24 protein-coding genes and 1 riboswitch are annotated in these 24,524 nt (G+C 66.9%); of the genes, 13 read left to right on the top strand and 11 right to left on the bottom strand.

Going from position 1 to position 24,524, the window contains the following annotated elements:
* The first annotated feature begins 129 nt into the window (after positions 1-129).
* From GFY24_RS21845 to GFY24_RS21830, 4 genes are all read left to right on the top strand, one after another.
* Positions 130-1,299 (top strand): DUF2235 domain-containing protein, encoded by a 1,170-nt coding sequence (locus GFY24_RS21845; protein WP_153806903.1) that lies wholly within the window; start codon positions 130-132, stop codon positions 1,297-1,299.
* Positions 1,300-1,408: 109 nt separating this feature from the next.
* The gene (locus tag GFY24_RS21840) at positions 1,409-2,398 is read left to right on the top strand and encodes an NADPH:quinone oxidoreductase family protein (protein ID WP_309231152.1); all 990 of its coding nucleotides are present in this window, start codon (positions 1,409-1,411) and stop codon (positions 2,396-2,398) included.
* Positions 2,399-2,505: 107 nt separating this feature from the next.
* On the top strand, positions 2,506-3,507 hold the full coding sequence (locus GFY24_RS21835) for an RNA polymerase subunit sigma-70 (RefSeq protein ID WP_153806902.1): 1,002 nt from the start codon (positions 2,506-2,508) through the stop codon (positions 3,505-3,507).
* Positions 3,508-3,632: 125 nt separating this feature from the next.
* Complete coding sequence (locus GFY24_RS21830; RefSeq protein ID WP_153806901.1) at positions 3,633-3,866, top strand: hypothetical protein; 234 nt, start codon at positions 3,633-3,635, stop codon at positions 3,864-3,866.
* Between the two features lie 5 nt (positions 3,867-3,871).
* On the opposite strand, the gene treY is transcribed toward GFY24_RS21830, so the two are convergent.
* From treY to GFY24_RS21815, 3 genes are read right to left on the bottom strand one after another with little or no spacing between them, the layout of a single operon-like run.
* A complete protein-coding gene (gene treY / locus GFY24_RS21825) occupies positions 3,872-6,280 on the bottom strand; it encodes a malto-oligosyltrehalose synthase (protein ID WP_153806900.1) in 2,409 nt (802 codons plus the stop codon).
* A gap of 11 nt (positions 6,281-6,291) precedes the next feature.
* Positions 6,292-8,409, bottom strand: coding sequence for a glycogen debranching protein GlgX (glgX, locus tag GFY24_RS21820; RefSeq protein ID WP_153806899.1), 2,118 nt, complete (start codon positions 8,407-8,409; stop codon positions 6,292-6,294).
* Positions 8,410-8,418: 9 nt separating this feature from the next.
* Positions 8,419-8,970, bottom strand: a complete 552-nt coding sequence (locus GFY24_RS21815) for a GNAT family N-acetyltransferase (protein WP_153806898.1) — start codon at positions 8,968-8,970, stop codon at positions 8,419-8,421.
* Between the two features lie 231 nt (positions 8,971-9,201).
* Between GFY24_RS21815 and GFY24_RS21810 the strand changes: the two genes are divergently transcribed.
* Complete coding sequence (locus tag GFY24_RS21810) at positions 9,202-10,470, top strand: adenosylmethionine--8-amino-7-oxononanoate transaminase (RefSeq protein WP_153806897.1); 1,269 nt, start codon at positions 9,202-9,204, stop codon at positions 10,468-10,470.
* Positions 10,471-10,474: 4 nt separating this feature from the next.
* On the opposite strand, the gene GFY24_RS21805 is transcribed toward GFY24_RS21810, so the two are convergent.
* A complete protein-coding gene (locus GFY24_RS21805; protein WP_153806896.1) occupies positions 10,475-10,786 on the bottom strand; it encodes a hypothetical protein in 312 nt (103 codons plus the stop codon).
* Between the two features lie 75 nt (positions 10,787-10,861).
* Between GFY24_RS21805 and GFY24_RS21800 the strand changes: the two genes are divergently transcribed.
* From GFY24_RS21800 to GFY24_RS21785, 4 genes are all read left to right on the top strand, one after another.
* A complete protein-coding gene (locus tag GFY24_RS21800; protein WP_309231151.1) occupies positions 10,862-12,037 on the top strand; it encodes an 8-amino-7-oxononanoate synthase in 1,176 nt (391 codons plus the stop codon).
* Positions 12,034-12,723: a dethiobiotin synthase gene (bioD, locus tag GFY24_RS21795; protein ID WP_153806895.1), complete on the top strand. Its 690-nt coding sequence runs from the start codon at positions 12,034-12,036 to the stop codon at positions 12,721-12,723. Before GFY24_RS21800 ends, bioD begins: the two co-directional genes overlap by 4 nt.
* A 263-nt stretch (positions 12,724-12,986) precedes the next feature.
* The gene (locus GFY24_RS21790) at positions 12,987-13,466 is read left to right on the top strand and encodes an SRPBCC domain-containing protein (RefSeq protein WP_153806894.1); all 480 of its coding nucleotides are present in this window, start codon (positions 12,987-12,989) and stop codon (positions 13,464-13,466) included.
* 62 nt (positions 13,467-13,528) lie between these two features.
* A complete protein-coding gene (locus tag GFY24_RS21785; protein WP_153806893.1) occupies positions 13,529-14,683 on the top strand; it encodes an alpha/beta fold hydrolase in 1,155 nt (384 codons plus the stop codon).
* 50 nt (positions 14,684-14,733) lie between these two features.
* Here GFY24_RS21785 and GFY24_RS21780 read toward each other — a convergent pair whose 3' ends face one another.
* From GFY24_RS21780 to GFY24_RS21750, 7 genes are all read right to left on the bottom strand, one after another.
* Positions 14,734-15,753 (bottom strand): ABC transporter substrate-binding protein, encoded by a 1,020-nt coding sequence (locus GFY24_RS21780; protein ID WP_153806892.1) that lies wholly within the window; start codon positions 15,751-15,753, stop codon positions 14,734-14,736.
* Positions 15,750-16,529 (bottom strand): ABC transporter ATP-binding protein, encoded by a 780-nt coding sequence (locus GFY24_RS21775; RefSeq protein WP_153806891.1) that lies wholly within the window; start codon positions 16,527-16,529, stop codon positions 15,750-15,752. The genes GFY24_RS21780 and GFY24_RS21775 overlap by 4 nt, the downstream gene beginning before the upstream one ends.
* Positions 16,526-17,557: an iron ABC transporter permease gene (locus GFY24_RS21770; RefSeq protein WP_153806890.1), complete on the bottom strand. Its 1,032-nt coding sequence runs from the start codon at positions 17,555-17,557 to the stop codon at positions 16,526-16,528. Before GFY24_RS21770 ends, GFY24_RS21775 begins: the two co-directional genes overlap by 4 nt.
* A gap of 55 nt (positions 17,558-17,612) precedes the next feature.
* A riboswitch (cobalamin riboswitch) is annotated at positions 17,613-17,684 on the bottom strand.
* Between the two features lie 222 nt (positions 17,685-17,906).
* Complete coding sequence (locus tag GFY24_RS21765) at positions 17,907-18,554, bottom strand: response regulator transcription factor (protein ID WP_309231169.1); 648 nt, start codon at positions 18,552-18,554, stop codon at positions 17,907-17,909.
* Positions 18,545-19,762 carry a sensor histidine kinase gene (locus GFY24_RS21760; RefSeq protein WP_153806889.1) on the bottom strand — a complete coding sequence of 406 codons (1,218 nt, stop codon included), beginning with the start codon at positions 19,760-19,762 and terminating at the stop codon, positions 18,545-18,547. Before GFY24_RS21760 ends, GFY24_RS21765 begins: the two co-directional genes overlap by 10 nt.
* 50 nt (positions 19,763-19,812) lie before the next feature.
* Positions 19,813-21,303: a nitrilase-related carbon-nitrogen hydrolase gene (locus GFY24_RS21755; RefSeq protein ID WP_153806888.1), complete on the bottom strand. Its 1,491-nt coding sequence runs from the start codon at positions 21,301-21,303 to the stop codon at positions 19,813-19,815.
* Between the two features lie 118 nt (positions 21,304-21,421).
* Positions 21,422-22,006, bottom strand: a complete 585-nt coding sequence (locus GFY24_RS21750) for a TetR/AcrR family transcriptional regulator C-terminal domain-containing protein (RefSeq protein ID WP_309231150.1) — start codon at positions 22,004-22,006, stop codon at positions 21,422-21,424.
* A 108-nt stretch (positions 22,007-22,114) separates the two neighbouring features.
* Here GFY24_RS21750 and bioB point away from each other — a divergent pair, with 108 nt between their 5' ends.
* From bioB to GFY24_RS41185, 4 genes are all read left to right on the top strand, one after another.
* On the top strand, positions 22,115-23,152 hold the full coding sequence (bioB, locus tag GFY24_RS21745; RefSeq protein WP_067573390.1) for a biotin synthase BioB: 1,038 nt from the start codon (positions 22,115-22,117) through the stop codon (positions 23,150-23,152).
* A 99-nt stretch (positions 23,153-23,251) separates the two neighbouring features.
* A complete protein-coding gene (locus GFY24_RS21740) occupies positions 23,252-23,467 on the top strand; it encodes a hypothetical protein (protein ID WP_309231168.1) in 216 nt (71 codons plus the stop codon).
* Positions 23,467-24,183, top strand: coding sequence for a DUF2567 domain-containing protein (locus GFY24_RS21735; RefSeq protein WP_194852963.1), 717 nt, complete (start codon positions 23,467-23,469; stop codon positions 24,181-24,183). Before GFY24_RS21740 ends, GFY24_RS21735 begins: the two co-directional genes overlap by 1 nt.
* Before the next feature lie 71 nt (positions 24,184-24,254).
* Positions 24,255-24,431: a hypothetical protein gene (locus GFY24_RS41185; protein ID WP_194852962.1), complete on the top strand. Its 177-nt coding sequence runs from the start codon at positions 24,255-24,257 to the stop codon at positions 24,429-24,431.
* Positions 24,432-24,524: the final 93 nt, after the last annotated feature.

Raw genomic sequence — 24,524 nt, 5'->3', positions numbered from 1 at the left:
GTTAACACCCGCGCCGGTCGCGCACGGATTCGCCGAAGTCTCGGTTAACGCGATCACGCGGTTCATACGATGAATCCGAGTAGTCCACTACGCAAGAGAACCCGATGCTCGTGGCGGGAGGATCTGTTCATGAAGAGACTTGTGGTGTGCTGCGATGGCACCTGGAAGGCCGAATCTTCGACGACGGTGTCGAACATAGTCAAAATCGCGCAAACCGTCTGCCATAGCGGCGCGGATCGGGCCGGTAACACCATCGGCCAGCGCGTCTACTACATCTCCGGTCCCGGAGCGCGCGGATTCACCACCGATCGACTGCTCGGCGGCGCGTTCGGACTCGGCCTGGAGGCCAATCTCTCGGCTGCCTACTGGCAGTTGGCGCTGAACTGGGAGCCCGGCGACGAGATCTTCATCTTCGGTTTCAGTCGCGGCGCGTACACCGCGCGCAGTCTGGCCGGGATGATCAACCGGCTCGGCATCCTCACCTACAAGGCCATGATCGACGGTAAGTATCCGGACGCGCTGAAGATCTACCACACCCGCAAGGCCAATCCGGATGATCCGGATCCGCCGGAGTGGGCCGAATTCCGCAGGGCCAATTGCTATCCCGATCCGGTGGTCATCAATTTCCTCGGCGTCTTCGATACCGTCGGTGCGATGGGTATTCCGGGTGTCACGGCCCGGCGGCACCGCTTCCACGATGTGCGGCTGTCTCCCGCCGTGCACTGCGCCCGGCAGGCCCTGGCGCTGAATGAGCGCCGCCGCGCCTTCGAACCCTGCCTGTGGGAGGTTCCGGTCGAAATCGGTCACAAGTATCGCCGCACCGATCGGGTCAAACAGGTCTGGTTCGAGGGCGTGCACAGCGATGTCGGCGGCGGCTACCCCGAATGCGCCCTGGCCGATATCACCCTGCGCTGGATGATCCGCGAGGCCGAGGCCGAGGGCCTGCGCTTCGACCACACCCGCCTGACCGCCCTGCGGCAGCACTGCCCGCATCCGCCGAAAAAGCATCTGCTGCTGCACAATTCGCTCGGCCCGGCATTCCGCCTACTCAATTTCCTGCGCCTGCTCCGCAACCCGCGCAGCCCCCGCTTCTACTGGGATTCCTGGCGTCGCATCCTTACCCCCGCCGACCAGTCCAGCTTCCTGGCCTCCTCCGCCCGCCACGCCCGCGACTACCACCCCTGCAACCTCACCCGCTGGCACGAAACTCTGGACGGCCCAATCCCTTCCGCCCTGATCGAACCCACCGAACTCGGCCCGTTGGACGCTCCGATCGGGGAGCCGGTCACCGTCGGCTGAGGGTTGCCCGCGATTCCTTTCGGCGACGGCCACGGTCTACCTATTCGACGGTGCGGCTCGCACAGGAGGCCGACCGCGACGAGACAGGCCGAGAAGAGAGCTGATCGCCGTGAGTATTCCCACCACTATGCGTGCCCTGCAACAGAATTCGCTGCGGGGGCCGCAGGATATGCGTTCGATCGCCGAGGTGCCGGTGCCGGCCCCGGGCCGGGGTGAGGTGCTGATCAGGGTCGCTGCCGCCGGGGTCAATTTCGCCGATATCTCGAAGGCGCACGGCACTTTTCGGGACGGGCCGCAGCCACCGTATGTGGCGGGCTTCGAGGCCGCGGGGGAGGTGGTCGCGGCGGGGGATGCGGTGACCGGTCCGGCGGTGGGAACCCGGGTCGTCGGCGTCGGGGATGGGGCTTTCGCGGAGTACATGGTGTTGCCCGCGGTCGCCGCCATGCCGGTGCCGCCGGGGTGGACGGCCGAGCAGGCGCTGGGTTTGGTCGTGAACTGGCCGACCGCGCTCGCCGCGCTGAAATTCCTGGGCCGGGTTGTCGCGGGGGAGACGGTCCTGATCCATGCGGCGGCGGGTGCGACCGGCCAGGCCGCGGTGACCTTGGCCAAGCATTACGGTGCGACGGTCATCGCCACGGCCGGGCCGGGTAAGCATGAGATCGTGCGGGCACTCGGGGCCGACCACATCTTGGACTCCGGTTCCGAGCAGCTTGCCGCCGAGGTATCGGAGTTGACCGGCGGTGGTGCCGATCTGGTGCTCGAATGCGTCGGTGGCGCGACGTTTCAGACCAGCCTGAGCGCGGCCAAACGGGTCACCGGCCGGGTTGTCGTCTACGGTCTGCCGGGTGGGGAGGCCGCGATCACGAACTGGGAGTTGGTGTACAAGAACCAGATTCAGTTGATCGGCCTCAATATCGGGGTGCTGATCGAGTCCGCGCCGCAGCTCTTCGGCGAGGTGATGGGTGAGCTGTTCGGGCTCATTGCCACGGGCATCGTCCGGCCCGCTCGTCCCGCCACCCATGACCTGGCCGATGGCCCGAAGGTGCTCGCGGAGCTGGAGAACCGAACTACCATCGGCAAACTGGCCCTGCTGCCCTGACCTCGTCGGGACCCGCGCTGACCTGAGGTTCGATTCCTTCGCGGCGGCGCCCGGGTCGTAATGGGTGAGAGTCCCGCGCGCGGGATCGGCCCGGACGAGGAGCGTGTATGGCAGGCAAGCAAGCCGCGGCGGTGGTGGCGCCGGATCAGGACCGGTTCGCCGCCGAGACCGCATGCTTCCGGCGGGAGTTGTTGGCGCACTGCTACCGCATGGTCGGCTCGGCACATGATGCCGAGGATCTGGTGCAGGAGACGTATCTGCGGGCCTGGCGTTCCTACGCGGGTTTCGAGGGTCGTGCTTCGGTGCGCTCCTGGCTCTACAAGATCGCCACCAATGTCTGCTTGACGGCATTGGAGCCGCGGCATAAGCGGGTGCTGCCCTCGGGCCTGGCCGGTCCCGACGGCAGGCCCGATCGTCCGCCGAGTTATCTTGCGCCGGGCGAGGTTTCGTGGCTGGAACCGCTGCCGGACAGCTGGATCGCCCCGGCCGCCGCGGATCCGGCGATGGCGGTCATCGCGCGGGAGTCGTTGCGGCTGGCGCTGATCGCGAGCCTGCAGCATCTGCCCGCCCGGCAGCGCGCGATCCTCATCCTGCGTGAGGTGCTGGCATTCTCCGCGGCCGAGACCGCCGAGATCCTCGGCACCACCCGGGCGGCGGTCAAGAGCGGCCTACAGCGTGCCCGTGCCCGCCTGGACGAACTCGGCCCGCAATCCGGGGAACTTCTGGAGCCGACCGATGCGCGGGCGCGCGCACTGCTCGACGGCTATATCGCGGCCTTCGAGCGCTCCGACGCCGCACTGCTGGAACAGGTGCTGCGCACGGACGCCACCCTGGAGGCCACGCCGTTCCGGGAGTGGCAGGCGGGTCGCGCGCACTGCATCCACATGCTCGACGCGTATGTCCTCGACACGCCGGGGAATTGGCGAATGCTCGCCACGACGGCCAATGGTCAGCCCGCCGCCGTCAGCTACCGCCGGGGCGCGGACGGGGTGCTGCGGGCGGACGGAGTCGTGGTGCTGACAGTGACCACGACCGGTGTTTCCCAGGTCATCGCCTTCCACCACGACCCGGGACTGGTCGCGCTGTTCGGCTTCCCGGACCTATTGTGAGGCGCGGTCTTGCGGCGGTCCGAGCCCCTGTACCCAGATTCTTACCCGTTCAAACAATCCCGTAACTCGCCGAACGACGTCGAGGTGCACCGAATCGCCTTGTGCCGCCGGTAGCGTCGCGATGTATGACGAAAAAGAAGCCCATCGGCCTGCTTGTCGGTGCGTTTGTTTGCGCCACCGTATTCACCCTGAATCCGTCCGCGGCATGGGCTTCGGGTGATACCGGCCCCGCCGCGCCGGTGCCCGGACCCGGAAAATCCCTGCCCGCGGGCGTGGCCCCGGAAAGGCCGGTCCCGGCCCCCGAAAAGATCCTTCCCGCTCCGCCGCCGGGCGCCGGTGCCTGGTGCCCGACCCTATGACCCATTCATCTAACCAATAGCGCTACAGGCAGCCGGGCGAACAGCTTCTCCAATCGTGATCGCCCGGAGAATGTATGTCCGGTAAGACGGTCGGTCCAGTGTCCCTGGGGCAGATCCAATACGGTATCGCCCCAGCCACCGGCCTCATCGAGTCGAATACTGTGCCGGGTCACCGCGACAATGACCTCCGGTGTCTCACCACTTCGTCCACGCGCATAGGACACCAGATGCTTGGCATGATCGCCGGAGGCGAACAGCGGCGTATATGTCCCGCCGACAAAGCATTCGGGTCTTTCTCGGCGTAGCCATAGCGCATAGGCGACTATCCACATTTTCACCGCGCCGGTGTGGTCGAGATCCGGTGTCCCGGTGAGCGATTGCAATAGCAGCGACCGATGCGTGAAGTCGACGGGCCGGCGATTGTCGGGGTCGACCAGGGAATCTTCCCAGAGTTCGCAGCCCTGATAGATATCCGGAATCCCGGGTCCGCACAGTTGCAGCAGCTTCTGTGCCAGTGCGTCGGTCCAGGCATGTGTCGCGAGATCGGTGACGAATTCCCCCAATTCGACGCCGACCGGGCCGTCGAGAATGTCGTCTATCCATCGGTGCACCGAGCTCTCGAATTCGAGATCCGGTTCCTCCCAGGAGGATTGGGTGCCCGCTTCGCGAACGGCCTTCTCCGCGAACTGATGTAGGCGCTCCCGGAAGCCGGGTACGGTTCCGGCGGGCCGGCCGTCCGCGGGCCACGCGCCGTACATGTTCTGCAAGAGGAACAGTGTGGTCGCGCCGTCGGGGCCGGGGGCGATCTCATTCCACGCGGCCACCGACCGCGACCAGATATCGGATACCTGCGAGAGCATTCCGATGCGCGCCCGGGTGTCCTCGCCGCGCTTGGTGTCGTGGGTGGAGAGCGTGGTCATGGTGGCGGGCCAGCGTGCGGCCCGTTCGGCGTTGGCCAGATGGAATTCGATCATCGAACTGCCGAAGCGCGCCGGATCCGAACCCATCTCCTGCAGCGAGACCAGTCGCGCGGCGCGGTAGAACATGGTGTCTTCCACGGCTTTCGCGGTGACCGCCCCGCCGACCTGCTGGAATCGGGTGGCCGCCTCCCCGCGAATGGCGAGCGCGGTGACCAGGACGTGTAGCGGCGCGGTGAGTTCGCTGTTGCGCTCGGCCACTTCGGCCACGACGGTGCCGACGGTGCCGGCCAGGGGCGCGTAATCGGTGCGCGCGAAGGGTATATGCGAGAGCACTTCGATGGTCGCGTTGGTGAGCGCCATGGTGTCGAAGGCGTCCGCGCGGGCATCGCGTTTGACGGCGGCGACGAGTCTGCGGACCTCCGGCACCAGCATGGTTTCGGCCACGGCCCGTTTGATCCGATGCTCGTGCTCGCCGAACCAGGCGCGGTCGCTGCCGTGTCCGGTGAACTGGCGGGACAGATCGGTGAGGATCTTCTCGCCATCGGGATCGATCAGCACACCGCCGATATCGGTGAGCGCGTCATATCCGGTGGTGCCGTCGATCGGCAGTCCGGAGTCCAGGGGTTCGCCGTGCGCGAGCACCTTCTCGACCAGTAGCAAGCGCTGCGGTCCGATGAGTTTGCGCAGCCGAGTGAGGTATTCGGTCGGATTCGCCAGCCCGTCCGGATGGTCGACGCGCACGCCGTCGATCAGATCGTGTTCGCACCAGGCCGCGAGTTCGCGGTGGGTGGCCTCGAAGATGACCGGATCTTCCTGTCGCAGTGCCGCGAGCCCGCCGACGGTGAAGTACCGCCGGTAGCCGCAGAGCCCGGACTTCCAGTTGACCAGCCGATAGTGCTGCTTGTCGTGGATCCGCAGCGCGTTCTCGCCATCGGTGCCGGGTGCGATCGGGAAGCGCAAATCGTGCAGTGCCAGCATGGGTTCGAGCCCGGCGCGATCCACCGACAGTGCGGCCGGATCGTTCTCATTGGCCAGCACCGGCAGCGCCAGCCGCCCGCCCGCGCCATTGCCGGCGCTCCAGTCGATATCGAAGTAGTGCGCGTACTTCGATTCCTTGCCGTGCGTGAGCACATCCCACCACCACGGGTTCTGCCGTGGATCGGCGACGCCGACATGGTTGGGCACCAGGTCGACGATCAAACCCATGCCGCGGCCGCGCACCTCGTCCGACAGCGCCTTGAATCCGGTAGGTCCGCCCAGCGCCGAGGAGACGGTGGTCGGATCGGTGATGTCATAGCCGTGCGTGGAGCCGCGGGTGGCGGTCATGACGGGGGACAGGTACAGGTGCGAAATACCCAGTTGCTGCAGGTATTCGGCGATGGTTCTGGCATCGGCGAAGGTCAGTGCGTCGGGGCGCAGCTGCAGTCGATAGGTGCTGCGCACGGGCGTCTGCCGCGCGATGGGTCCGGTGAGATGTTCGGGCGTGCTGGTCATGGCCTTCTTGATCATGCCGTACGGCGCAGGACGAGTAGACAGCGCGCGGGCACTGCCATGGTGGACGAGGCGGAGTGTCGCTGGTCATCGGCGGCCGCACCGGTGGGTGTGGAGCAGTCCAGCTCCACCGACCAGGCCGCACCGTGTTCGGCGGGCGGGAGGGTGAAGTCGAGGGCGCCGTCATGGGCATTGAAGCAGAGCAGGAACGAATCGTCGCCGATGCGTTCGCCGCGCGGTCCGGGTTCGCGAATGCCGTCGCCGTTGAGGAAGACGGTGAGCGAGCGGCCGAAGCCGGTTTCCCAATCGGCATCGGTCATTTCGGTGCCACCCGGGGTGAACCAGGCGATGTCGTCGGGATGGTCATGGGTGGTCGCGGGCCGTCCGTCGAAGAAGCGCCGCCGCCGGAATACCGGATGCGCGGTGCGGACCGCGACCGCGCGCCGGGTGAATTCGAGCAGTTCGGAATTGGTGTGCATGAGGGACCAGTCCATCCACGACAGTGCGGAATCCTGACAGTAGGCATTATTGTTGCCGCCCTGGGTGCGGCCGAGTTCGTCACCGTGCGCCAGCATCGGGGTGCCCTGCGAAAGCAGTAGTGTGGCAAGCAGATTGCGGCTCTGCCGGGCGCGCACGGCCAGGATTTCCGGATCGTCGGTGGGGCCTTCGATACCGCAGTTCCAGGAGCGGTTGTAGTTCTCGCCGTCGCGATTGCCCTCACCATTGGCGTCATTGTGTTTGTCGTTGTAGGACACCAGATCCGCGAGGGTGAAGCCGTCATGCGCGGTGACGAAATTGATACTGGCGCTGGGGCGGCGGCCGGTGGCCTCGTACAGATCCGAGGAGCCGGTGAGCCGAGAGGCGAACTCGCCCAGCGTAGCCGGTTGCCCGCGCCAGTAATCCCGTACGGTGTCACGGTATTTCCCGTTCCATTCGGTCCAGGCGACCGGGAAATTGCCGACCTGATAGCCACCCTCGCCGACATCCCACGGTTCGGCGATGAGCTTCACCTGACTCACCACCGGATCCTGGTGCACCAGGTCGAAGAACGTGGAAAGCCGGTCCACATCATGTAATTCGCGTGCCAGGGTGGCGGCCAGGTCGAAACGGAAGCCGTCCACGTGCATTTCGAGCACCCAGTAGCGCAGCGAATCCATGATCAACTGCAGGGTGTGCGGATGGCGCACATTCAGGCTGTTGCCGGTGCCGGTGTAATCCATGTAGTGCTGCGAATCATCGTCCACCAGACGGTAATACGCGGCATTGTCGATGCCCCGGAAGGACAGTGTCGGCCCGAATTCATTGCCCTCGGCGGTGTGGTTGTAGACCACATCCAGAATCACCTCGATGCCCGCCGCGTGCAAAGCCTTCACCATGGCCTTGAATTCGGTGACGGCCGCGCCGGGTGTCTTGCTCGCGGCGTACTCCAGATGCGGGGCGAAGTAGCCGAAACTGTTGTAGCCCCAGTAGTTTCGCAGTCCGCGATCGAGCAGGATGCGGTCGTGCAGGAACTGGTGCACCGGCATGAGTTCGACGGCGGTGATACCCAGGCCGCGCAGGTGTTCCACGATCGCCGGATGCGCTATCCCCGCGTAGGTGCCGCGCAGCTCCGCCGGCACCGCCGGATGCGTCATGGTCATACCCTTGACGTGGGTCTCGTAGATCACCGTCTCGTGGTACGGGCGTTTTGGTGAGCGGTCGTCGGCCCAGTCGAAGAAGGGGTTGATGACGACACCGGTCATGGTGTGCCCGAGGGTGTTCTGTCCGTAGTTGTAGGGCGCGGCATCCGCCCCGAAATCCCCCTCGAATGCCTTGCCGTACGGGTCCAGCAGCAGTTTGCTCGGATCGCAGCGCAGCCCGCGCGTGGGATCGAACGGGCCGTGCACGCGGAAGCCGTAGCGTTGCCCGGGTCCGACGCCGGGTAGATAGGCATGCCAGACATACCCGTCCACCTCGTCCAGGGGTATGCGCGTCTCGCGATTGTCCTGGCCCAGCAGGCATAGCTCGACCCGCTTGGCGACCTCGGAGAACACCGAGAAGTTGGTGCCGACTCCGTCGTAGGTGGCGCCGAGTGGATATGCGGTTCCCGGCCAGACACCGAGCGGTGCCATGTCGGTAGTCGCGGGAGCCATGCCCAGACCCTATCGGTCCGGATCGGCCCCCGAATCAAGTGCCCTCCGCCAGGTCTGGCCGATCAGATCCGCGCCGAAGCTGTGATGCGGATTCGATTCCACCAGTTCGAATCCGACGCGCTGGTAGATGTGCCGCGCGGCGGTCAGCACATCATTGGTCCAGAGCACGATCTCGCGGTAGCCGGCGGTGGTGGCGAAGCGCAGGCATTGCTCGACCAGTGCGCCGCCCATGCCGAGGCCGCGCGCGGAGGGTTCCACCAGCAGCAGGCGCAGCCGGGCGGTGCTGTCGGTCTCGCGCATGCAGTAGACGCAGCCGACCGGTGCGCCCTCGTACTCGGCGATCCAGGCCCGTTCCCGTTGTGGGTCATGGGAATTCAGGAAGTCGGCGACGATACGGGCGACCAGTGACTCGTATTCGCCGTTCCAGCCGTACTCGCGGGCGTAGAGCGCGGCATTGCGCGCGATCACCCAGCCGTGGTCGCCGGGCAGTGGTTCGCGCACCAGCACGCCCGCCGGATCGGGTTCGGCGTCGGTGTCCAGAATCCGCTCGATGGCGTGCATGGCCGCGACCAGCCGGGTGCGGGTGTCGGGGGAGGCGATTCGAGGAGTTCGCCGATCTGCCGGTGGGTGAGTTCATCGAGTTCGGCGAAGGCCGCGCGGCTCCGATCGGTCAGTTCGACCACCTGACGTCGCCCGTCGGTGTCCGAGCGGCGGCGGGCGACCAGGCCCTTGTCCGCGGGGTTCTGGTAACTTGAACGGTGTTCAAGACGCCGCCTGTGAAGGAATCTCCCGTTGGCACTGACACCTGACGAGATCACCGCCATCGATACCGCACATGTGTGGCATCCGTACGGCGGCTTCCCGGCGACCACCGAACCGCTCATCATCGCCTCCGCTTCGGGCACCCGGCTCACCCTCGCCGACGGCCGCGAACTCGTGGACGGCATGAGCTCGTGGTGGGCGGCGGTGCACGGGTATGGGCATCCGGTGCTCGACGCCGCACTGCTCGCGCAGTCCCGGCGCATGAGCCACGTGATGTTCGGCGGGCTCACGCACGAGCCCGCGGCGCGGCTTACCCAGCTGCTCGTCGAACTCACCCCGGACGGGCTGGACAAGGTCTTCCTCTGCGACTCCGGTTCGGTCTCGGTCGAGGTCGCGGTCAAGATGTGCCTGCAGTATCAGCGCGCGCTCGGCCGCCCGCGCAAGCGCCGCCTGCTCACCTGGCGCGGCGGATACCACGGCGATACCTTCACGCCCATGAGCGTCTGCGATCCGGACGGCGGTATGCACGCGCTCTGGACCGATGTGCTGGCGCAGCAGATCTTCGCGCCCGCACCACCGAGTGATTATGTGCCGGAATATGTTTCGGAGCTGAAGCGGCTGATCGCAACGCACGCGGGCGAATTGGCTGCGGTCATCGTGGAGCCCGTGGTGCAGGGTGCGGGCGGTATGCGCTTCCACGATCCGCGCTATCTCGCCGATCTGCGCAGGCTCTGCGATGAGCATGACGTGCTGCTGGTCTTCGATGAGATCGCCACCGGATTCGGCCGCACCGGAACGCTTTTCGCCGCCGAGGCCGCCGGGGTGCGCCCGGATGTGATGTGCGTGGGCAAGGCGCTCACCGGCGGGTATATGACACTCGCTGCGGCACTGTGTACTTCGGAGATCGCCGAGAGCATCAGCCGGTCGCACGGCGGGCTCATGCACGGGCCGACATTCATGGGTAATCCGCTTGCGTGCGCGGTGGCGGTGGCCTCGATCGAGCTGCTGCTCTCGCGGGATTGGCAGGGCGAGGTGCAGGGTATCGAGGCCGGGCTGAATACCGGTCTGGCTCCTGCCCGTGATCTTCCCGGTGTCGCCGATGTCCGGATTCATGGTGCTATCGGCGTGGTCGAACTCGATCATGAGGTGGATGTGCGCAAGGCCACCCATGCCGCAGTCGAGTCCGGCGTGTGGTTGCGGCCCTTCCGCAACCTCGTTTACACCATGCCGCCCTTCATCAGTTCGGCACAGGACGTCCAGCGCATTACCGCCGCGGTAGTCGCGGCCGCGGCGGTGTGAGCGCTCAGCGGCTCGCGCGTTTCTCCCGGGCTCGATCGGGATTCTCGCTGTCCGACAGCACTTCCCAGACGCGGAAGACGCAGTGGTAGTCGTCGGACCAGCCGCGTGCGATCAGCATGAAGGTGTCGCCGTCGCGCAGGATGGTGCGGCGGCTGACCATCTTCGGATGATCGGGAATGAATTTCTGGACGAGATCGGGCACCTTCGCAAGGGCTTGTTCGCGGGTGCCGACCACCTCGGTGAGGACCTTCGGGGACCAGGTTTTGCTGTCTCCGAAGCCGGTCGTCTGCTCGACCACTATTGCCCATCGTGGCATCGCGCAGCCTCCTTAAGGCTTCCAGCATAGCCCGCCGGATGCCTCCTGAACGGTGTTCAAGTATGCTGCGGAGCTGTGAGTGCCGATCCCCTGAGTTGGTTGGACGAGCGCGCCGCCGAGCGCGTGGACGCCGGGCTGCGCCGAGAACTGCGCCCCCGCGCGCCGGAGAGCGGGACCATCGATCTGGCCTCCAATGACTACCTCGGGCTGGTCCGGCATCCGGAGGTGATCGACGGCGCGGTCGACTCGGTGTGCAAGTGGGGCGCGGGCTCCACCGGGTCGCGCCTGGTCACCGGCACCACCGCCGAACACGAGATGCTCGAGGCCGAACTCGCCGAATTCGTCGGCGCGGAGGCCGGTTTGGTCTTCGCCTCCGGCTATGCGGCAAACCTCGGTGTGGTCACCGCACTGGCCGCGCGCGGGACGCTGGTGGTCTCGGACGCGGGTTCACACGCCTCCCTGGTGGATGCCTGCCGGTTGTCGCGGGCTCGCGTAGAGGTTGCCGCACACCGGGATCCGGCCGCGGTGGACCGATTGCTGGCTGAACGCACCGAGGAACGGGCGCTGGTGCTCACCGACTCGGTCTTCAGCGCCGACGGTGACCTCGCACCCCTGGCCGAACTGCACCGGGTGACTCGGGCCAATGGCGCGGTACTGATCGTCGACGAGGCACACGGCCTGGGCGTGCGCGGCGCAGGCGGCCGCGGTCTGGTCCACGAGGTCGGCCTCGCCGGTGAACCCGATCTGGTGATCACCGCGACGCTCTCCAAAGCCCTTGCGGCACAGGGCGGTGTGGTGCTGGCCGGCGCCCGCGTGCGCGCCCACCTCATCGACTCCGCCCGCACCTTCATCTTCGATACCGGCCTGGCCCCCGCGGCCGTCGGGGCGGCCCGCGCGGCCCTGCGCGTCCTGCGCCGCGATACCGGCATGGCCGCCCGTGTGCTGGCTCGAGCAGCCGACCTGGCACGCATTGCCGGTGTCCCCGAACCGGATTCGGCCGTCGTCTCCGTCGTCCTCGGCGAGGCCCAAGTCGCCTACGACGCCGCCCAAGCCTGTCTGGCCCGCGGCCTCAGTGTCGGCTGCTTCCGCCCACCCTCGGTGCCAGAAGGCACCTCCCGCCTGCGCCTGACCGCCCGCGCCAACCTCACCGAGCACGACATCGCCACCATCGCAACGATTCTCGCCGAAGTGCTGGCCGAGGCCCGCACGGGAACGGCAGGGGGCCGTCACCGCGCGGCGGTGGTGTCATGAGCCTGCTTTTCATCACCGGCACCTCCACCGATGTCGGCAAAACGATCGTCACCGCGGCGCTCGCCGCCACCGCCCGCGCGGCGGGTGCCACCGTCGCGGTCTGTAAACCGGCCCAAACAGGTGTAGCCCCAGGCGAACCCGGCGACCTCGCCGAGATCACCCGCCTGTCCGGCGTCACCCGCACGGTGGAGCTGGCCCGCTACCCGGAGCCCCTCGCCCCGGACACGGCCGCCCGCCGCTGCGGCCGGCCCCTGCTCACCCTCGCCGAAACCGTGGCGGGCATAGAATCCTGCGCCGACGCCGACCTCACCCTGGTGGAGGGCGCAGGCGGCCTCCTGGTCCGCATGGGCGAATTCACCCTGCTGGACCTGGCCCAAAAACTCGACGCCCCGGTCCTGCTGGTGGCCGCCGCGGGCTTGGGCACCCTCAATCACAGCGAACTGACAACGCGCGCACTGCAATCCGCCGGCATTCACTGCGCCGGCCTGGTAATCGGCTCCTGGCCGGAATCTCCCGACCTGGCCGCCGAATGCAACCGCACCGACCTCCCCGCCGTAACCGGCGTAGACCTCATCGGCGCCCTCCCCGCAGGCGCGGGGTCCTGGGATCCCGCTCGCTTCACCGCCACCGCCCCCACCTGGTTCGACCCCACCTGGACCACCCACCACCTCCACCCCGCCCACTAGGCCCCCGTCATCCCGGCATGCTTTCCGCCGGGATCCACACAGAGCGAAGCTCACGATTTCCTGACGCTTCCCCTGCGAGTGTCGGTTCATGACACCGGAAACAACCACTGCCGCACGGGATCCGGCCTTGCACGGGCCGAACCGACTGTGCTGCGGGCGGATCCGGAGCTGTTCACCCTGCCCGCCCCGCCGCCGCTCTGACCTGCGCGCTGTCCACTCGAACCGGCCGCGCGGTGTCACCCGGCAGGCGTATGGTCGCGGCCATGAACTCCACCCGCGTCGAGTGGTTCGTGAGTGCTCCCCGCCCGAATGTCTTCCGGGCACTCCTCGATGCGCGGTCGGTCCGAACGTGGATGGTCCCCGACGGGATGACCAGCCGTATCCACGAATTCGACCCGCGCATCGGGGGACGCTTCCGAATCTCCCTCAGCTATGACATTCCCACCGCGGCGGGCAAGACCTCCGCGCACACCGACACCTTCCACGGCCATTTCGTGCGCATCGTCCCGGATACGGAGGTGGTGCAGAGCGTCGAATTCGAGACCGAGAACCCGGAGCTACGTGGCGAAATGACCATTACGTATTCGCTGAGCAGCGAGCACGGCGGTACTCGCGTGATCGCCCAGCACGACAATCTGCCGCCCGGGCTGTCCCCGGAAGACAATGAACTCGGCTTCCGCATGTCCCTCGCCAGGCTCGCCGATCTGGCCGAAAAGGCCGAATCCGCTGCCCCGCCCGGCTGATCGGCGGAAGGAAGTACTGCGCGGATGCGAGATTGCCGGGTCGGTGCCTATGGTGGATTGGTATGGCGCTGCCGGGCTATCCACGTCCGTCCACTGCCACCGAATACGACGATCGGCGGCGGGAGTCCCGCCTGCGCGAAACCCGCCTCGGCCACGACCGGGCCGATTGGCGGCGTACCCGGCTGATCCTGTTGCGCGGCAGCCTGATTCCGCTGCTTCTGATCGGTGTCTTCGCGCAATACCTGGCGTGGGATGTCATGCCGGAGCGCACCCGGCTGGCGCGCACCGAACCGGCGGTCACCTCGATCGCCGGACCAGCCGGCCCGCAGGCCGCCGATACCGCCGTCTTCGATCTGGTCGGACTGGGCGTCCTCGATGCCGGTGATACCGCGCGCGCCCTGCCCGCGCTGAGCCGCCTCGGTTCGGTGTGGGCGGTGCGCTACGACAATGCCGGTATCGACACCAAGGTCATCGCGGACCTCATCGTGAAAGTCACCGAGGCGGCCAAGGCGCCGAATGTGATCCTCACCGGGCACAGTATGGGCGGGGTCATCGCCCTCGAGATCGCCAAACACCTGCACACCGGCAGTGATCGCCGCGTCCTGGCCGTCATTCTGGATTGCACGCCGGTGGACCTGCATGCCGTCCGCCGCGAAGCCCGCGACCAAGGCGAGGAGATGATGCGCTGGACCGGTTGGATTCCCGGTGCGCGCGAAAGCCGCCTGCTGCGCTTCACCGTCGAAATGTACGCGCGCCATGAGAGTTTCATGGGCGGCGGCCGCTACGGGTTCCGCGCCGACCGCCTGCGCGAGGCCGCGAACAACGTATGGCACGACAAGATCCTGAGCACCGACACCGCCAGCAACGGTCTCATCGAAGCCCAATTCAAGGCGATAGTCGCCGGCGGCGCGATCGACGACCTCCAAGCCCTGGCAAAACCCGTGAACGGCAAACCCCGCCCCGCGATTGTCTTCATCCGCCCGCACGACGCTTACCGGGACCCGATCGTCGACGTCGACTACTCGCACCGGGTACTTGTCGAACAATCCGGCGGCCTCAACGGCAATCTCCTGGTCGTCACCACCCGAACCACTGCCCACGCCAACCCGATTCAGCGCCCGGAGGAGTACAACACGGTCATCGAACAGCAGATAGTCCCGTTCATCCGCCTGTCCCAGCGAGATTCCCCCATCGCAGCCGCATCCCCCGGTCGCTGACCCCACCCCGTCATCCCGGCATGCTTTTGGCCGGGATCCACCCATTTCGGCTACCGCACCGAATCATCCGAGCCCGGCCGAATCCCGGAGGCGGGCACCAGACCCCACCTCTCCAGTTGCGCCCGAACCTGTTCCGCGGCATCGATATTCAACGGCCCGCTGGTCCACAGCGCATACGGCAGGTTCAGGAACCGCGATTCGCGTACCGCCCGCAGATTCTGGATACCCGGCTTGGAGCGCAGCAGCTCCACCTTCTGCTGGAAGGATTGCGGCGGGTAATCGACGAAGACGATCGCCTCCGGGTCGGCGGCGGCGAGCCGCTCCCAGGAGACGGCGGTCCAGGTGTCGGCCACATCCTCGATGGCATTGCGCGCGCCCGCCGTCTCCAGAATCGCCTGCGGCGCACCGTATTTGCCGCTGGAGAAGATGGTGTCCGAGGCGCTGTCGAACAGGAAGAGGATGGGTTTGCGCTCCGGCTGCGGTGCGGCGCGCAGCGCGTTCACCCGTCGATCGATATCGGCATTGAGCTCGGTGGCCTTCTCGGTCCTACCCGTAATCGCGCCCAGATCGGTGAGATCGGTGCGCAGCGCCGTCCACGCATCGGTGATACCGCGCTCCCCATCGGGCCGGCGGCAGCTCTCGGTCAGCACGTACGGTGCGACACCGGCGGCTCTTAGCGAATCCGGTGTCAGATTCGTGGCCTCGGAGTACCCGTAATTCCAGCCCGCCACCATCACATCGGGCCGCTGCGCCAGCACGGTCTCCCGTGAGGGATAGTCCGGCGCAACGGAATTCAACCCATCCACCGCATCCCCGTAATGCTTGCGCAGCGTCTCGGCGTCGCGCTTCAGGCTGGATACCGCCACCACCTGCTGCTGCGCACCCAGCGCGAGCACCATGGAGATCAGGTTCCCGTCATTGACGAACATCCGCTGCGCGGGCGCCGGAAACCGCGCGCTCACACCGCAATTGCGAATGCTCAGATTGCCGGTGGCAGCCTGCGGTGAGCTGCAGGCCGCCAGCGCACCCACCAGTGCCGTGGCCGCGAAGATCCGGGTGAGGTGTCTCAAGACTGTGCCTTTCGCGCGGTGATCAGCAAATGCGAATCCCCGGTATCCGGATGCGCCACACGCAGCGCGTGCACCCCGAACACCCGGTCGAGAATCTCGGAATCCAAAGCGATTTCCGGAGTTTCGAGCGGTAACGCCGCCCCGTCGTGCAGTACCAGCACCCGATCGCAATACCGATCGGCCAGCGCCAGCTCGTGCAGGCTGGTCACCACGGTCCGATCCAGCGTCCGAGCCAGCTCCAGCAACTCCAATTGATGCGTGACATCGAGATGATTGGTCGGCTCATCCAGCAGTAGTAACGGCGTCTCCTGCACCAGCGCCCGCGCCAGCAACACCCGCTGTCGCTCCCCACCGGACAGCCGGCTCACCAACCGCCCGCCGTATCCCGCCAAATCCACACTGCGCAGCGCGTTTTCGATAATCTCGCGCTCATCGGCCGAACCGCCACCCCAGGGCGGCAGAAACGGCGTCCGGCCCAACGCCACCAACTCGCCGACGAGAAGATCCTCCGGCGCACCCTGATCCTGCGCCACGAACGCCACCCGCCGAGCCCGGCCCCGCCCGGAAACCCCGTGCAACTCAACCCCATCGACCAGAACCTGCCCCCGCACCGGCCGCGCCAGCCCGGCAAGCGTCCGCAACAGCGTCGTCTTCCCGCTCCCATTCGGACCGACAATCCCCACCGTCTCACCGGACCGGATAGCGAAATCCACACCCGCGACCACGGTTCGGCGTCCCGCGGCGCAAGCCAGACCGATCGCTTCCAGGGCGGTCATGCCGCACCGAACCGGTAGCGGCGGCGGCCCATCAGGATCAGGAAGGCCGGTGCGCCGATCAGCCCGGTAAGCACCCCGACCGGGATTTCGGTGGGCCGCACCAGGACTCGGGTCGCGGCATCGGCGATAACCAGGAAGACCGCTCCGCACAGCGCACTCGCCGGCAGCAGTGCGCGATGACGAGGCCCGACGAGCAGCCGTGCCGCGTGTGGCACCACCAGGCCGACGAACCCGATCCCGCCCGACACCGCGACCAGCACGCCGACCAGCACCGCCAACAGCACGAAGAGCGCGATTCGCAGCTCCCGCACCGGAACTCCAACCGACGCGGCGGCATCCGCGCCGAGATTGAGCGCATCGAGCCAATTGGCGGCGATCAGCAGCGCCAACAGGCTCGCCCCGACTACGCAGGCGGGCAACGGAATTCGCGTCCAATCCGCCCCGGAGAGACTGCCGAGCAGCCAGAACAGCACCGACTGCGCCGCCGCCGGATCGCTGCTGCGGAAGATCATATAGCTGCTCAGGGCAGCGAACGCCGACCCGAGCACGGTGCCCGTGAGCACCAAACGCAAAGGGGTGAGCCCACCTTGGGCAATGGCGATCAGAAATACCGCGGCAGCGGCGGTCAGCGCGCCCGCGAGCGCTCCGGCGGACAGCGCCCACAATCCCGCTCCCGCGAAGAGCCCGGAGGTGATGACGGCCGCCGCCCCCACTCCAGCTCCCGACGAAACTCCGAGCAGATAGGGGTCGGCAAGCGGATTCCGTACCAGCGTCTGCATGGCGGCCCCGGCCACGGCCAGCCCCGCTCCGACAATCGCCGCCAGCACGGTCCGAGGCACCCGCAACTGCCACACAATGGTGTCCGGTCCGAGATCGTTGGGCGCGAGTCCGACTATCCGCCGGTGCAATACCTCGATCACCGCCGGCACCGGCACGATCTCCGCCCCGAATCCGGTAGCCACCACCATGGCAATAACCAGCAGCCCCCCGAGCACGGGCAATACGACCGATGTCCGAGCACGGCTCATCGACAAAGCTCCACAGGCAATTCGCGGCCTCTCCAGAGTTCTACGCGGTGGAGGAGGTCTGACTCGCACCCGGCCGAGACCGAGCACTCACAGTGGCGCGACCGTCCCGGATTCCCACCGGATTCCCGCACCCACCAACGATGACAGCGCAAAACTCTACCGCCCAGTCTGTCCAACTCTCCGCCCACCACCGCCTGCGCCGGGCGGAACTACCCATGTAGTTATGGAAGAGCCCTGGGGCGGGCTGTCCGATAGCGAGCCGCGCTGTTCGATGCGGTGGTGGACGGACCTGGGTTCATGCCGAACGCGGTGACCGCGCCTCGAACCTCGGGGAATCCACGACCTGTGGTCAGAGCGACTCGAGATAGGCGAGTACCGCCAGGACTCGGCGGTTGTCGTCGTCGGACTCCGGGAGGTGGAGTTTGCCGAAGATGCTCGCGATGTGTTTGTTGACGGCGCTGGCGGACACGGTGAGTTGGCGGGCTATGGCGGCGTTGGAGCGGCCCGCGGCGATCAGGCTCAGTACCTCACGTTCGCGCGGGCTCAATTCCGTTGTGCGGCCCCGCGCATCGCCTCGGCTCAGCAGTTTGGCGACGACTTCGGGATCCATCGCGGTGCCGCCGCGGGCCACCGATCGGACCGCGTCGATGAACTGCTCGGTATTGGAGACCCGATCCTTGAGCAGGTAGCCGACCGCACCGATGCCGTCGGCGAGAAGTTCACGGGCATAAAGCTGTTCGACATATTGCGACAGCACCAGCACCGGGAAACCCGGCCGCTGCCGTCGCGCTTCGATCGCGGCCTGCAGCCCCTCATCGGTGAACGACGGCGGTAGTCGCACATCGACGACCGCCACATCGGGTTGTTCCTCGGCCAGCGCCTTACGCAGCGATGGGCCGTTGTCGACGGCGGCCACGACGGCGAAGCCGTGCTCGGTGAGCATGCGCACCAGCGCATCTCGGAGCAGGAACAGGTCTTCCGCGAGGACTACGCGGATTTCGTCGCGCACGGCACCTCCAGGTGGATACGGGTCGGGCCGCCGATCGGGCTGTCGATGGTGATCGTTCCGTCGAGGGCTGCCAGTCGGCTTCGAATCCCTTGCAGCCCGGTGCCTTCGGCGGGATCGGCGCCGCCGTCGCCGTCATCGGTGACCTCGCAGCTCAGCACACCGGCGCGGTGGTGCAGGGCGATATGGACCGTTGCCGCGTTGGCGTGCTTGCCGATATTGGCCAGCAGTTCGGCGACCGCGAAGTAGACGGCGGACTCCACCGGCGGTGCGAGCCGTCCGGTCAGCTCGGACGACACTTCGGCATCGAGCAGGGAATCCAGCGCCAGCGCGCGGATCGCATCGGTGAGACCTCGGTCGGCCAGAACCGGCGGATGCACACCGCGCACCAGGTGGCGCAGCTCGTCGAGGGCCTTGGAGGACGCCTCCCGGGCGGCGGCCACCAGCTGGCGGGCCGCCTCCGGATCCCGATCGAACAACCGCTCGGCGTTACCGAGTCCCATACCCAGTGCGACCAGTCGCGCCTGCGCACCGTCGTGCAGATCGCGTTCGATGCGGCGCAGTTCGGTGGCTTGCGCGTCCACACTGTCCGCGCGGGTCTCCGCGAGCGTCTCGACGCGGTGCTCCAATTGTGTTGTCCGCGAGGGTCCGAGCAGTTCGCGGGCCCAGCGTGCGCGCACGCGCAGCACCTTCGGCCCGATATACAGGCCGAGCGCGATCAAGGAGAGGCCGACCGGGATCGCCGCCAGCGCAGTCGATGTCGAGTTCACGTGCAGGACGCCATAGGAATTGGTCCCGCCCGCCCGCGCATTGGCCCGCCACACCCAGGGCTGCACCGCGACGCCGTACAGGCCGTACAGCGGCATGCCCAGCGCGAGCGCGGATGCCCAGGTGCCGATGACGGGGTCCAGGATCGCCCAGGCCACATCTCTCCAGGTGGTGCGCGCCCACAGTAACTCGACCGCTCCGGTCTCGGTGCCGTAGGGCCGCTCGATGTCCACGCCGAGCCGGCCCGCGATCCGGCGAGCCGTGTCCGCGACCGTGCGGAGCAGCGAAACCGCCTGCGGGAGAACATGCTTGCCGACACCGACCGCCATCAGTGCCGCGGCGACGAGGACCAGCATCGCCGCACCGATACCGGCGACGGAGAGCGCGAGCATGGCCAGTGCCAGCAGCGGTGTCGCGAGCCATGCTCTCATCGATGTCCTGCCTTTCGGTCCTCGCCTGAGCATTGCGTGCTTGTCCATGATCAACCCCGCCGTCCGATTCCCCGGACAGCGGCCAGTGCCGCCACGCCGGTGACGCCCGCGCCGCAGAGCCACGCGAACAGGTCACCGACCACGCCGTAGATCGTCCAGGTGCCGCGTGTCGGAACCGATACGACCATGCTCTGCTGTGCGGTGCCGAAGTAGTTCGTCCTGGCCAGCGGCACGCCATAGGCGTCGACGGTGATCGCGATGCCATTGCTGGTCTGCCGGACCAGGCTGTATCCGTTCTCCACGGCCCGGAACACCGCATTCGCCGAATGCGTGCGCGCGATGCCCTTCCAGTCGTTGGCGGGCACGAGCATGATGTCGGCGCGGGTGCGCAGGGTGCCGGGGAAATCGGCATCGAAACAGATGACATTCGCCAGCCTGCCGTACGGCGTGTGCGATACCGGGACGATGCCGTCACCCGGGCGCAGACTCTCCATACCCGGCACCGGATGCGCCTTGTCGTAGGTCGAGAGCACCTGACCGTCGGGTGCTATGAGCACCGCGATATCGCGTGAGCGCGGTTGACCGTCCAGGATCACCGCGATCCCCATATCGAGATAGATCCGCTTGTCTACGGCCAGATCTCGCGCCTGCCGCAGGAATTCGGGGTAATCCTCGTCGAGTACGACCGCGGCGGTCTCGGACCAGGCCACGATCTCGGCTCCGGCGTCGGCCTCGATTCGACTGTGCGCGAACAGATCATCGTCGAGTACTGCGAACGCTCGGCGCAGCACCGGTTTCTGCTCGGGCAGGAGCCGCGGCGTGTGGAAGTTGTCGATCTCGCGCATTCGATCCTCGGCCGCGAGCGAGACACTGATTCCGGCGATACGCACCAGATTCGGTGCCGTGGGCGCGAGAGCCAGTCGCAAGCCGCCACCGGCGAAGACCAGTACGGCCACCACGGCGAAGGCCGATGTCGCGGCGCGGGTCGGCCGGCTCCAGCGATACTCCAACGCGCAGTTGACGATCGGCGCGACCCAGGCCATCAAGAAGCTGATGCCGTAGATGCCGGTGACCGACACCAATTGCAGTAGAGGAAGATTCGTCGACTGGGTGTCGGCCAGGGGACCGAAGACCGTGCCGAATGGACTGATCACCGCGATCAGGAATTCGACTGCCACGCGGGCTGCCGGGAAGACCAGGGTGGCGGTGAATGGATTCAATCGCTGGAAAAGCAGCCGGTCGATCAGTAGCGGAAGGCTCAGCAGCACGCTCAGTATTGCGCACCCGAGCACCATCGGCAGGACCGTGAGTTGTCCCGCGGCGGCGACCAGAATCACCGATGTCGCGGTCGAAGCCGAAGCGACGCAGGCGAATCCGGTGAGCGCACCGGTACCGCGGGTGAACCGCATCAAGCCGATCGAGAACAGCCAACCGGCAATCGGGATCGACCACTCGCCGTTCGCGGCGACCAACCCGGTCCCGATTCCGGCCGCCAGCCAAAGGTATTTTCGCCAACCGGTGGCGCACGCCAGATATGCCATAGCTCAGAGCTTCTCGAACCGCGCGCCCTTTGCCATTGCGGCTGACTCCCGAGCTGCCCTGTAGTTTTCTGCACCCCGGCCTCGCGACCTACCCGGACGGTGTAGCTGACACCGCAGCTCAGCGGACGCGGGTGCCCAGCAGGTGGCGGACTCCGGAGATGAACAACTGCAGGCCGAAGTCGAAGCGGGAGGTCGCGTCCGGGCTGTCGTACAGGGGTGAGCTCTCCTCGGAAAGCGCTCCGACGGAGTCCATTTGGATGCGGGACTGCTCGTCGACCGTTTGACCGAGCACGTAGTAGAGCAGGGTGTAGGCGGCGAGGTCGGCTTCCTCGCGGGTCATGCCCGCGCGAATCGCCGCCCCGGCCAAGCGTTCCCGGCCCTTGCTGGTGGTGAGTCTGGAAGCGTATGTGGCGGAGACCAATTCGGCGCCGTCACGGTAGGCGAGCAGGCAGGAGCGCAAGCGGTGCGCCAAGTCGGTGATCTGACCGGACCATTCGGTGGTCTCGACCGGTTCGTCCATGGGCGCGAGAATGCGGTCCGCGACCGCGCCGAGCAGGGCCTGCTTGTTGGGGAAGTGCCAGTACAGCGCACCGGGCTGCACATGCAGTGATCCCGCGAGCCGCCGCATGGTCAGATCGGCGAGTCCGTACTGGTCGAGAATGGCGATGGCCCCGTCGACCACGTCCGTGCGGTGCAGTTGCACTGAGAATCCGACCCCTTCGTGTTTCGGCTCACTCTCCGGACTGCTAGCCTACCCTGAACACCGTTCAAGTTGCTCGGCCACACCGGCCGGACGAAGGGATTCGAGTCAATGACCCAGGCAGCCGTCAGGACCGAAGCCGACAGCGCGGCAGGCGAAGACATTCTGACGATCGCCCGCGAGCAGGTGCTCGAGCGCGGCGTCGGCCTCACCCAGGAGCAGACCGTCGAGGTGCTGCGCCTCGGCGACGACCGGCTCGAGGAACTGCTCGCGCTCGCCCATGACGTGCGCATGAAGTGGTGCGGTCCCGAAGTCGAGGTCGAGGGCATCATCTCGCTCAAGACCGGCGGCTGCCCCGAGGATTGCCACTTCTGCTCGCAGTCCGGCCTTTTCCAGTCGCCGGTGCGCGCCGCCTGGCTCGATATCCCGAGCCTGGTCGAGGCCGCCAAGCAGACCGCCAAGACCGGCGCGACCGAATTCTGCATCGTCGCCGCCGTGCGCGGACCGGACGAGCGGCTCATGGCGCAGGTCGCCGCGGGCGTCGAGGCCATTCGCAATGAGGTCGACATCCAGGTCGCCTGCTCGCTGGGCATGCTCAACCAGGAGCAGGTCGATCAGCTCGCCGCCATGGGCGTACACCGCTACAACCACAATCTCGAGACCGCCAAGTCGCACTTCCCGAATGTGGTCACCACGCACTCCTACGAAGAGCGCTGGGACACCCTGCGCATGGTGCGCGAGGCCGGTATGGAGGTGTGCTCCGGCGGCATCCTCGGTATGGGCGAATCCATCGAGCAGCGTGCCGAATTCGCCGCGCAGCTGGCCGAATTGGAGCCGGACGAGGTGCCGTTGAACTTCCTCAACCCGCGCCCCGGCACGCCCTTCGGTGACCTGGAAGTTCTGCCCGCGGCAGACGCGCTGCGCGCCGTCGCCGCCTTCCGTCTGGCGCTGCCGCGCACCATCCTGCGCTTCGCGGGCGGTCGCGAGATCACCCTCGGCGACCTCGGTGCCAAGCAGGGCATCCTCGGTGGCATCAATGCCGTCATCGTCGGCAATTACCTCACCACCCTGGGCCGACCCGCCGAAGCCGATATCGATCTGCTCGGCGAGCTCAAGATGCCGATCAAGGCGCTCAACGAAACCCTCTGAGATCGGCGGGTTATCGAAAACCGGTACCGTACAAATGGCTCGGTTTGCGGTGCCCTGCGCTGAGGCATCGAGGATCTCGACATACAGGTGGGCGTGGACGTGGATATAGAGGAGCGCTACAACCCCTTCACGGGCAAGCGAGTGGTGCCGGGTCTCGACGATCCGGTCCCGCCCGCCGCCGCCATGGGGTTGGAGCCGCCGCGGTTCTGTGAACACTGCGGCCGCCGCATGATCGTGCAGGTGAGCCCCGACGGCTGGTGGGCCAAATGCTCCCGGCACGGTGTGCTCGAGTCACATCAGCTGGAACGCCGCTAGTGGCAACCACATTCACCGCTGCCGAGCAGCCCGCCATGCGTATCGACGGTGTGATGCGCGAGGCGCGCGCGGCAGCGGTGGTGTTCGCCGCGATCGCCGCGGTGAGCGCGCTCGGCGGCGTGCTCTGGGCTTTTCTCGCACCCGCCGAACGGTTGCTGGTGGTCGACGCCGACCGGGGCGCGGCGCTGACGGGGGAGAGCACGCACCGCTTCGACGCGGTCGCCATCTTCGTACTCATCGGCCTGGTGGTCGCGGTGCTGAGTACCGTCGCGGCCTGGCGTTGGCGCAGTGTGCGCGGCCCGGTACTGCTGCTGGGCCTGCTGGCCGGATCGGCGCTCGGTTCGTCCGTGATGCGCTGGGTCGGTGAAGCCATTGCCGAGCAACGACATTCGCGTCCCGCCCATCCTGCTGTGCATGCGATTATCGAATTCGCGCCGACGGTCGAAGGCTGGCCGGCGCTGCTAGTGCAGCCGTTGGTCGCGGTTCTGGTCGTGCTGATCATGGCGGCCGTGAGCACCTCCGACGACCTCGACAGCGGGCAATTCCTGCCCTTCGGCGGGCGTCCGAAGGAGCCGGTTGCCCTCGCCCCCGGCCAGTACGGGTCCGCCATCAGCTACGGACCGTACGGCGGGCCCGCCGGAAATGCCGGCGCGAACTACGGTCCACGCGACCCGGTCGTCCCCTTCGAAGCACCCGGCTCCGAAACCACCCGCTGAAATTCGCTGGAACCCCCGCCCGAATCCCCCTACCGTGGAGTGGAACTCACGACACCGCAGGGGGATCGGCCATGAAAGCCGCACCACACGCCGATCGTGCCCCGGCGGCTACGCAAGCCCCCGCGGAACGACCGGATCTCATCGCATGGCGGCAACGCCATGCCATTCGGCAATCCAATGCCGCGCAGCCCATCCCGAGTGCTCGCACCTACAAGCGCGCCACCAAGCATCGCAATCGCGACTGGTGAATCGGCTCGTCCGAGCGCGGTTGTTACCTTCTTCCCACAGCATTCGTCATAGGTGTGACGACCGAATGTGAATGGTCGTCGCATCGACGAACA

This window comes from Nocardia sp. SYP-A9097 (genome assembly GCF_009649815.1).
GTDB lineage: Bacteria > Actinomycetota > Actinomycetes > Mycobacteriales > Mycobacteriaceae > Nocardia.
The sequence above is the reverse complement of the archived record's forward strand: the minus strand, read 5'-3'. Positions and strand labels throughout refer to the sequence as shown.